Annotated in this window: 15 protein-coding genes; 1 reads left to right on the forward strand and 14 read right to left on the reverse strand. The window is 58.0% G+C overall.

Features of this window, described 5'->3' with window-relative positions:
- The 10 genes from WC359_14010 to WC359_14055 all read right to left on the reverse strand — a co-directional run.
- Positions 1-416 (reverse strand): YkgJ family cysteine cluster protein (locus WC359_14010; protein ID MFA5401560.1); only part of this gene is annotated, 416 nt, incomplete at its 3' end.
- Positions 383-658 carry a hypothetical protein gene (locus WC359_14015; protein MFA5401561.1) on the reverse strand — a complete coding sequence of 92 codons (276 nt, stop codon included), beginning with the start codon at positions 656-658 and terminating at the stop codon, positions 383-385. The genes WC359_14015 and WC359_14010, both read right to left, overlap by 34 nt.
- Positions 659-668: 10 nt before the next feature.
- Positions 669-1,121, reverse strand: a complete 453-nt coding sequence (locus WC359_14020) for a hypothetical protein (protein ID MFA5401562.1) — start codon at positions 1,119-1,121, stop codon at positions 669-671.
- Between the two features lies 1 nt (position 1,122).
- Positions 1,123-1,866, reverse strand: a complete 744-nt coding sequence (locus WC359_14025; protein ID MFA5401563.1) for a hypothetical protein — start codon at positions 1,864-1,866, stop codon at positions 1,123-1,125.
- Positions 1,856-2,026 carry a hypothetical protein gene (locus WC359_14030; protein MFA5401564.1) on the reverse strand — a complete coding sequence of 57 codons (171 nt, stop codon included), beginning with the start codon at positions 2,024-2,026 and terminating at the stop codon, positions 1,856-1,858. Before WC359_14030 ends, WC359_14025 begins: the two co-directional genes overlap by 11 nt.
- 11 nt (positions 2,027-2,037) lie before the next feature.
- Positions 2,038-2,181 (reverse strand): FmdB family zinc ribbon protein, encoded by a 144-nt coding sequence (locus WC359_14035; protein MFA5401565.1) that lies wholly within the window; start codon positions 2,179-2,181, stop codon positions 2,038-2,040.
- Positions 2,182-2,236: 55 nt separating this feature from the next.
- A complete protein-coding gene (locus tag WC359_14040; protein MFA5401566.1) occupies positions 2,237-2,818 on the reverse strand; it encodes a hypothetical protein in 582 nt (193 codons plus the stop codon).
- Between the two features lie 126 nt (positions 2,819-2,944).
- A complete protein-coding gene (locus WC359_14045; GenBank protein MFA5401567.1) occupies positions 2,945-3,646 on the reverse strand; it encodes a hypothetical protein in 702 nt (233 codons plus the stop codon).
- A 9-nt stretch (positions 3,647-3,655) separates the two neighbouring features.
- Positions 3,656-4,447: a hypothetical protein gene (locus WC359_14050; GenBank protein MFA5401568.1), complete on the reverse strand. Its 792-nt coding sequence runs from the start codon at positions 4,445-4,447 to the stop codon at positions 3,656-3,658.
- A 9-nt stretch (positions 4,448-4,456) separates the two neighbouring features.
- Positions 4,457-4,966 (reverse strand): hypothetical protein, encoded by a 510-nt coding sequence (locus tag WC359_14055; protein MFA5401569.1) that lies wholly within the window; start codon positions 4,964-4,966, stop codon positions 4,457-4,459.
- A gap of 332 nt (positions 4,967-5,298) precedes the next feature.
- On the opposite strand from WC359_14055, the gene WC359_14060 reads away from it, so the two are divergent.
- A complete protein-coding gene (locus WC359_14060) occupies positions 5,299-5,865 on the forward strand; it encodes an HNH endonuclease signature motif containing protein (GenBank protein MFA5401570.1) in 567 nt (188 codons plus the stop codon).
- Between the two features lie 279 nt (positions 5,866-6,144).
- Here the strand turns inward: WC359_14060 and WC359_14065 are convergent, their stop codons facing one another.
- From WC359_14065 to WC359_14080, 4 genes are all read right to left on the reverse strand, one after another.
- Positions 6,145-6,729, reverse strand: coding sequence for a hypothetical protein (locus WC359_14065; protein ID MFA5401571.1), 585 nt, complete (start codon positions 6,727-6,729; stop codon positions 6,145-6,147).
- Between the two features lie 113 nt (positions 6,730-6,842).
- Positions 6,843-7,214, reverse strand: a complete 372-nt coding sequence (locus tag WC359_14070; protein MFA5401572.1) for a hypothetical protein — start codon at positions 7,212-7,214, stop codon at positions 6,843-6,845.
- Positions 7,215-7,217: 3 nt separating this feature from the next.
- Positions 7,218-7,475: a hypothetical protein gene (locus WC359_14075; protein MFA5401573.1), complete on the reverse strand. Its 258-nt coding sequence runs from the start codon at positions 7,473-7,475 to the stop codon at positions 7,218-7,220.
- A complete protein-coding gene (locus tag WC359_14080; protein ID MFA5401574.1) occupies positions 7,472-8,134 on the reverse strand; it encodes a hypothetical protein in 663 nt (220 codons plus the stop codon). Before WC359_14080 ends, WC359_14075 begins: the two co-directional genes overlap by 4 nt.
- Positions 8,135-8,492: the final 358 nt, after the last annotated feature.

Below are 8,492 nucleotides of genomic sequence, written 5' to 3' on the forward strand. Positions count from 1 at the left end.
CTCAGCGCAGCCTGACATCGTAGACGAATCACCACCCTTTCTTGGTCTTTCAATGTGATGGGACTCTGCAACGGGTAGAGCCAGCACACGTCCGGTCGCCTCTCGTAGATGGAGCACCCGTCCTTGTAGAAGGGGCACCCGCCCTTGGTGATGAAGTAGCCCTTGTCACCCTCTCGGATGACGTAGGGGGCGATTTCAGGGGCGCGGTCAACGTCCACCTGTGTGACGGGCACCCTGTCGTAGTGACAGCACTCCCCGCAACGGTCACAGTGGAACAGGTCTTGCACCCTGCGGACGGCAAACGGATTCCATTTCAGCGGGAGAACGATTGACGAGTACTGGCCTTCCGCGTACGCCTTGTCCCAGTCCATCAGCCTCCAAGTTACGTGTAGAGCCAGACGGTTTGACCGTCCCACTCGACGTTCTCAAGGAACTTCTCCGCGTTCATGTCGGATATCGACTGCCCGCCGTCCGAGTAGTCGCCACTCTGAATCTCAAAGGTCGGGGTCTCGAACGGCCAGACATCCGTGTTCGTCGCATCCGGCGGAGGCGGAGGCATAGCCCCGTACTCCTCGACGAACTCCTCCCACGTCATTGCCGACACCGTAGCCGGAATCAGCACCAGTGCCAGTGCTATGAGAATCGCTAGTCGTTTCAATGTTCCTCCCTTACGGCTGCACGATAGTCCACGTACCGATAACGTCCACGAGCCAGATGCCCGCAGCGATGCAGGTGAAGGTAGCCATCTCGCCTTCGTCGTCCGCCCCGAGGTACAGGTCGTTGCCCGTGTCGTCGGTGGAGGTGATGCCATTGGCGATGAAGGACTCGCCCGACGCGGCGACCACGATGCGAAGTTCCTGAGCCGCAGCAGCAACGAACTTGAACGTGGTTCCTGCGGTAGCGGAAGCGGGTAGCTTCAACGCCACAGCGCCCGAAGCCCCGTAGTTGGTGTGGATAGAACCCGACTCAGCAAGGGTCAGTGTGTCGCCTGCCGTGTGGTTCTCGACCACGTTGTTGTAGCCAGTCAGAGTCTTGCCAGTGGCGAAGGTGAGGTCGCCATTGACGGTACAATCCCCAGGAATGACCGTCTTACTTGCGTTGAATGTCAGTGGGCCTTTCATGCTATCCCTCGTACTTCAGCCACGTCACGTGCAGCGTCGGTGTCGAATCCACACTCAGGTATTGAATCCCGCCAACCTTGTCGTCGTCGAAGTTGAACGCTTCCACCATCCCGCCTTCCATCCAGGCGTAGTTGGTGTTCTTGTGGACTGCCATCATCTCCAAAACGTCCACAGTCGCGGACAACGCCGTACTCGGACAGAACCGTATCCAGTACGCTTCCTTCCCGTTGACGGTGTTCATAATCCAGTCGCTTGGCAACGTCCACGTGTACACGCCATCCTGTTCAAGTGTCGCGCCAGTGGAGGTGCCGGTGGAATCAGTCCCATCGGCATCGCCCGTAACGTCCGCCCACGCGGGAGTCGCCTGCGTCTTCCAATACTCAACGTCCAGCGTCGCCGTCTCCGCGTTCACGTTCGTTCCGATGTTGAAGTACAGTCCAAGGAACTGCTCCTTGCACCCGATGTACAGGTAGTCGTCTGCCGCCATCGCGTCCAGCGGAACGTGTGTCGTCGTAGACTTGTCAATCGCCTCCGACGTGTAATCCGTGTACGTTCCCGCCGCCGCGTAGTAGAAAACCCTGTGTATCCGAGGAGTCAGCAACAGCTTCCAGTCGGACGCACAGTAGAGCTTCACTCCACGGTATCCAGGGATAACATTCAGATACCCCGGAACGGTGGAGGACAGGGTAATCGCCGCCTCACACTGCATATCAGACAGCGGGGCGTCGTATGTCCTAGTCGCCATCTATTTCTGCTTCTCCTTCAGGCTCCGATTCTTTCAACAGTGACTTCAAGGCTTCCATAGCCTCGTTGACCGCCTGCGCCTTGACCTGCGCGATAACGGCCTGATTCAACTGGGTCTGTGCGCTTGCTTCGATTCGCTTGATTGCTTTCTGTAGTTCCACTTCTTCTCCTCCTAATTGAGTGGGCACTTGAAGTTGTACCGGCTCATGCGGGGCCAGCAGACCTCGCCGCATGACGGACACACACACTCCATCTCACTTCGCAAGACCTCGAACGTCTTGCCACAATGCGGACACTCGTACTCGTAGATGGGCATTCATCCCTCCGAAAGAGAATGGGGCGGTACAAAGCCCCGCCCCGAGGCTTGGGGGTTACAGGATGTCGTCGGGGATTTCCGCCCACACGAAGGTCGGGCGATACTTGGAGTCGGACGTGCCGGTGGCGGTGTAGAACGCCAGCATCCCGCCCTTGGTGAGAGCGATGGGGATGTGCGGGAACAAGGGGATGGACACGGCAGACATAGAGTTGCTCAGTGTCTCAACGGGAGTACCCGTGCCCACAGCTTCCGCAGACAGCAGGTTATCGGGTATGTCTTTGGCCTGCCAGATAACTGCGTTCTGCGCGTCTGTGACCGCAGCGATGGTAACGGTGTTGACGAACTTGGCCTGATTGGTCCTGCTCTGTCCGCCAAGGGCGTTCAGTACCGTGCCCGCCGTGCCACTCGTGTACACGATGGGGTCGTCGAGGTTCGAGTTGATGAGAGTCAGGTACGCATCGGGGGCCGCGCCACCCTCAGACGTAAGCTGCAATCTCACGTACAACGGAACCACGATGACACCTGAATCGGGTGCGCGAAGCAGCCAGGTGGGGGTCGTGTCGTCCAGTGCGGCTTCGCCGTCAACGTCCGTCGCCTCGATGCCTTCACCACCGATGAAGACCCGGCCCTGAAGCATGAGGTTGTACTGCCAGTCCATGACGGGGACATCACCGAACTTGGTGATGCTTGCCGCCACAGACGCCCCCGCATCACCAATCTTCGCGGAGGTATTACGAACTTCAAAGATAGCCATGTGTACCTCCTAAAGAATGGTGTCGGGAAGCTCTGCCCATACGAACGTCGGGCGCAGTTTGGAATCCGAGGTCGCGGTCGACGCATACAGGTACAGGGCCGCGCCCTTCGCCAGTCCAATCGGGATGTGGGGGAACAGCGGGATGGTGACCGCCGACATGGAGTTGTCCATGGTCTCGACGGGGGTGCCAGTACCAACAGCCTCCACTGAAAGCAGGTTGTCAGGAACGTCCTTCGCCTGCCACAGCACCACGTTCTGCGCGGATGTGTACGTGCCGGAAGTCACGGTGTAGTAGCACAGGGCCGCATTAGCCGTGTGCTGCCCGCCGAGACAGTTGATGACGGTGTTGGCCGTACCCGCAGAGATGGCGATGGGCGTGTTGAGGTTGGTGTTGACGTAGGTGAGGTAGAAGTCGGGGGCCGCCCCGCCTTCTGTGGTCAACTGAACCCTGACGTACAGGGGGATAACCACAGTGCCGGAATCGGGAGCCTTCAGGCAGTGAGTGACCTCCTCCTCGGCGTAGGTGTCGTCCTGACCGTCGATGTCAGTGGCCTCGATGCCCATGCCGCCCATGAACACCTTGCCCTGCATCAGAAGGTTGTACTGCCACGGGATAGTGATAAGGTCGCCAAACTTGGTGATGCTCGCTTCTTTGGCCACGCCAGCGTCGGCAACCTTACCCGATGTGTTACGAACGATAAACTCAGCCATTCATGCCTCCTAAGCATTGGTTCGCATCTGCTCGACGTGAAGCATGTCGAGCGAGATGTTCCGGTCGATGGTGCCCGTCCGAAGCTGTACGAATATCCACGGGACCAACTGGACCGTCTTGGTGATGGCATCAGCCATCCACGCGGATTCGTAGGTCTTCCTGCCGTTCGCATCGAGCCGGAAAAACTTTGCCGACGTGTCTTCGAGGGCCACGCCAAGGTACTCAAACGTCCCGGCTACCGGCGCAAGCCCGTCCTCAATCTTCGTGGCCGCGGTCGTCGCCTTGCACCCCGCACACTGCCAGTAGGCCGTGTCGTCGGTGTCGAACACCCACAGCGCACAGTCGTCCGCCGTGAACGTCGGCGTGGCAAGTGTGGCAACGGCTCCAGCGTCGGTCGTAACGTCGGTGAACCCGATCTCCATCTTCACGGTCGTAATCGCGTCCACCGCCACCCGTGCCACCATCCAGCAGTACTGGTCGCCGCTCCACGCAAGCTCCGGCAGGGAAACGCCGCAGTACTCGTTGTCGGCTCCGTTGCCGTCCGACGCACGAATCTCCGCAATGCCGTTCTCCTGGTCCGCAAGGATGTTGATTGCACCATCAACACCCGTCACAACTTCGTAGAGGCCTGGAGCGGTCGCGTCCCCTCGGATAGTGTCTCCGAGGAAGTCGTCGTGCCATCGAACCACGTCCAGACATCCGGAATCGAGGAATCCCCTGATGCCGTTCAGCCCACCCGTGTACGAGCGGGCCTGCTTCAGTTCCTCAGTCGTCTTCAGCCATTTCATCCTGTTAGGCATCTCGTACTCCTAGAGGGACTTCACCCACACCCCACTCGTGTCGCGCATCTCCTTCACGCCAAACAGCTCGTACGAGACCACCTTTGTAGCCAGATAGTCGATGTCGAACTGCGAGACGGTGGTGGGAGCAATCTGCTCGACAAGGGCGAGTGCGGACTTGTGGAACAGGCCGCTGTCATGGCCACTTCCATTCGTCCCTTCAACGTTCGTGCTCTTGAAGAACTTGACTCCAAGAACCTCTCCGAAGTAGCCGCGCTTCGCCTTGGCCGAAAGCTGTCCAACCGACTCCTTGTACTCAGAGCGAATGAAGAAGTCCTGCTGAATCAGGTTCGCCCACTCGATAGGCGGCACCAACGCGAACCTGTCCTCGTCGGGCGCGTTCGCATCGTCGAGGTACTGGATTGCACGCAGCCAGTTGTCCACACTGGTGCCAACGTTCAGCGTGCCAACGTACTGGGCAAAGTCGTCAACGAGTCCCGCGAGAGTGTCGTCCACCTGCAAGGCCAGCGCGTAGCCCATCTTCGGGGCGAATATCTTCGCCTGGTCCTGAAGCGCCTGGACCTCAGTCTCCTTCTCAACCGCAATCGCAGCGTAGTAGTACTGGTCGATGCTGATGTCTACCTGGGAATGCGAGCATGTGGTCGCCGGTTTCCCGACGCATTGGACTATGTTTTCCCTTTCGGGCGGGGCGCTCTAGCTGGTTATTAAGGGGGCTGAACCCCTCCAGTAGTCTCTACACCTTCCGAGGATGTATCCTCGGCTTGGCTCGGCGTTGCCTTACCTTGCGGGTTAGGGTTCACCGAGTTCACCCCGTTTCGCTGAATGAGTCCCATTGTGATATAATTCTGAGTATGAAGAAAGTGCCGTACATCCACAAGACATGCGCGTACTGTGGCAAGGCCTTCGAGGTTAGGCCTTCGCTCGACAGGGTTAAGTTTTGCTCCCGCGACTGTTACTGGAAGAACATGACATTCTCCCGCGAGCCTAACTTCACTTGTGCCTACTGCGGTAAGACGATGTGGAAGCAGCCCTGCTTTGCCTACGGTTCAAGGGCGGTCAAGAAACAGAAGTACTGCTCCGATGCCTGTTGGCACAAGGCGAGTTCCGAACAACGGCGCGGCGAGAACAACCCCGCGTGGAAGGGCGGGCTTACGCTTGTCTATAAGTACATCCACAACAGCCACGCCACGAAAGAGTGGGCGAGGCAAGTTATGGAACGCGCCAGTTACAAGTGCGAGGAGTGCGGCTCTGAAGCCGAACACGTCCATCACATCCGCAGTGTCGAGGAGTTGATAACCCTTCTATACTCACTAGATAACGGGAAGGCGCTTTGCACTGAATGTCATGCAAAGCAACCGAATCACAACGGGAACTTCATTAGACGGCCTCAGTTGAAGGAGAAGTTAACCGTCTCGTAGGTTATCGCCGTGTTCTCGCTCTTGGACCGCGCCGCAAGCAGAGGAACATCGTTGACGTGGATGGTATCGCCCTTGCTCAGACCCGCCTCAAACCGGCGGTCAACCATCGACGCAAAGAGAAGATTGCTCTCTCGCGCCTCCAGTAGCAGGGGCGACCAGTATTCGGGAATGAAGTTGTCTTGGGTAGTGTTGTCAAAACCTTTGTGTTAGCTCATGCTTTCACATGAGAGCAGACTATACCTTCACACCTTTCGGTGGCCTAGCGTTTAGTCGTTGAGCCTAGTTTCTGTTACCCCAACGAGCGACTGCGCCCTTCATGCCATTGCTTGAAAGGGCTTCGTGGCTCGCGCCAGGGCGCTCAGTGTTCAACTTCACAGCAGAGAAGTGTTGGGTAGTGCGGCTGTTCAATTCCTTCATCTTCATCGCCAGTGACCACTCGTACTCCGTGATTGGAGTGCGGAAGTCGGTGTGCATCTCGCGGGATGCGATGTAGATGAGCGCAAGCGCCGCCCGTTCTTGCTTGGTAGCCAATACTGGCATCACCCATGAAAGGAACGCCTTTGCGCGCTTCAGCCCCACCATCTTGATAGACCACGCCTCGCGGTAGGCATTCCCGTTCTTGGCGACTCCATGAGGGCGTTGCCAAGATATGTGATGTCCAATGTCTGCGCGGGCGAGAATGTCGTGCGCCTTGTCCAGCGCCGCCGTATCGGTAGAGCCCAACATGGCTTGTGGCTGAACCTTTGGCCCGCCGTTCTTTGCCGCGCTTGGCCGTATGGTCAGGCAGACAGACCCTTCACCGTCGAAGAATCCCGCCAGCCAGCCCAAATCTTCTCCAGAAACTTTCGGTTGCTGATTATCCAATTCTTGCCTCTCTTACCTAATCAGTGTGCAAGACTCTAAGGATGTCCCAGTCAATTGAGCTAGGTTACGAGTCCTTACTTGAACTCCGTGGCGCCTGTCGCCATCTAAGCCTCCTATGGGGAAATGTCCTTGAATCGCCGGTTTACGGCGTCGATAACTTCGCCGGGAACCTGAATGTCAAAGAACTTCCACAGGTCGGTATAGGTCTGTGCCTCAAGCCGCTTCAGGAATGCGGCCCTGTTCGTAGCCTCATCCGTCTTGAACCCCTGTCGAAGTGGCACACACCACTGCGAGAGGAGTTTCATGAGCGCCTTCCGCTCGCCCTTCTGTTCGGGGTCGAGAACTTCAGGCGCGGGTGGCGTGTCGTCCTTGGTGAAGGCTTCGCCACCATTCACGGCAACGGCCCCTGTCACAACGGCTTCGGTCACTCCGCCCAGTTGCTTGAAAGCATCCCTTACGATTGTGTTGTTCTTCAGCTTGGCCATGTTTCAGTCCTCCATACACGAAAGCGGTTTGTCTATCGGCAGAGTCCCTTCTGCACCACACTTCGGACACTTGAACTTATTGCCCCACCATCTACCCTTGCACCACAGCCCCGAGGCGGTCACAAACCACCACTCATAGGCTGTCTTGGTAAGCGCGTCCGACGCTTCTTTCGCAAGCGGTTCGTCGCACTTGAAACAGTGGATGGTGCGGATATTGTTCGGTATCCCCTTGGTACGAGGCTTGAATGTGAGAGGTCTCACATCTTGCCCTTGTACGCAGCAAGGAGTTCCGCCGGTGTACGAGCCTTCGACTTGGCCTTGTCCCAGTCACCCGGCTTGATGGGTTCGGGTTCGTTCGTCGCACTCGGCCCGCCTGCCAGACTTGTCCCGCCTGCGTCCTTGATGGCCTGCTTGTGCTTCAGTTCGGCAGCTTCCGCCGCCTTAGTCGCTGCACTCTTAGCAGCCTCTTGGTACAGGTACGTCAGTCCGTCAACCGGCTCTTTCGAGTTGGCTGTCCGGTACTGAGGAGAGTTCTCGTCCCACCCGTTCTCTTTACAGATACGGGACGCCACCGTTGCAAACGCAACGACTTCGGGGGCGACTTCGGGTTCCTTGGGCTTTGGTGCGGCCTCCCTCGCCAGTCGGATGACCTCCGACGGCTTGGGCTTGCGCTTCGGTTCCTCCTCCTCGTCGCTGTCCCGCGTTGCGTCAAGGGCCTTCGCAATCCGGTCCTCGAACGCGGTGAAGTCGTCACGAGTGATGAACCTCTCACGCTGCTTGTTGAGTTCGGTCTGGAGCTTCTTGTACTGGGGTTCAAGCTCGTCCAGCCTCTGCGCCTTGGGAGCAATCGCCTCGTACTTGGCCTTCCAGTCCTCGGTTGGTGTTTCCGCCGGAGGCGTTATCACCTTGGGTTCGTCCATGTCCTCTCCTTCGCGGTTAGCTTTTCCGGTTCCCGCACAACAAAAAAGGCGACGCCTTGACAGGTCGTCGCCGGGGTGTAGAATGGGTGGTATGGAAGTGGTAGGGTGGTGGTTGCTTAGTGCTGTTGTCCCCCCCTCTCCGCTTGTGCTCTATGGAGTGTCAGGGAGTGGCCGTCAGGCAGCCTTGGTCTGTGCCGCCATGTGGTTCCTCTTGGTCACGGCGCTGTGGGTATCTTAGTAGCGGACGTTGACCGTCTTGGGCACGGCCTTCTTTTCCTTCTCCTTCTCGCCGCCAAGCGCGTACTCAGAGAAGATGAGTTGTTCCGGCCTGCCCTCGCGCAAGCCCTGTTCCGCCTGC

The organism is Dehalococcoidia bacterium (assembly GCA_041653995.1).
Classification (GTDB): Bacteria; Chloroflexota; Dehalococcoidia; order GIF9; family UBA5629; genus CAIMUM01.

Coding starts and splice junctions, on each gene's coding strand:
- WC359_14035 (MFA5401565.1), bottom strand. CDS start 2,181: ATGCCCATCTACGAGTACGAGTGTCCGCATTGTGGCAAGACGTTCGAG.
- WC359_14070 (MFA5401572.1), bottom strand. CDS start 7,214: ATGGCCAAGCTGAAGAACAACACAATCGTAAGGGATGCTTTCAAGCAA.
- WC359_14020 (MFA5401562.1), bottom strand. CDS start 1,121: ATGAAAGGCCCACTGACATTCAACGCAAGTAAGACGGTCATTCCTGGG.
- WC359_14025 (MFA5401563.1), bottom strand. CDS start 1,866: ATGGCGACTAGGACATACGACGCCCCGCTGTCTGATATGCAGTGTGAG.
- WC359_14040 (MFA5401566.1), bottom strand. CDS start 2,818: ATGCTTCAGGGCCGGGTCTTCATCGGTGGTGAAGGCATCGAGGCGACG.
- WC359_14060 (MFA5401570.1), top strand. CDS start 5,299: ATGAAGAAAGTGCCGTACATCCACAAGACATGCGCGTACTGTGGCAAG.
- WC359_14055 (MFA5401569.1), bottom strand. CDS start 4,966: ATGGGCTACGCGCTGGCCTTGCAGGTGGACGACACTCTCGCGGGACTC.
- WC359_14080 (MFA5401574.1), bottom strand. CDS start 8,134: ATGGACGAACCCAAGGTGATAACGCCTCCGGCGGAAACACCAACCGAG.
- WC359_14045 (MFA5401567.1), bottom strand. CDS start 3,646: ATGGCTGAGTTTATCGTTCGTAACACATCGGGTAAGGTTGCCGACGCT.
- WC359_14050 (MFA5401568.1), bottom strand. CDS start 4,447: ATGCCTAACAGGATGAAATGGCTGAAGACGACTGAGGAACTGAAGCAG.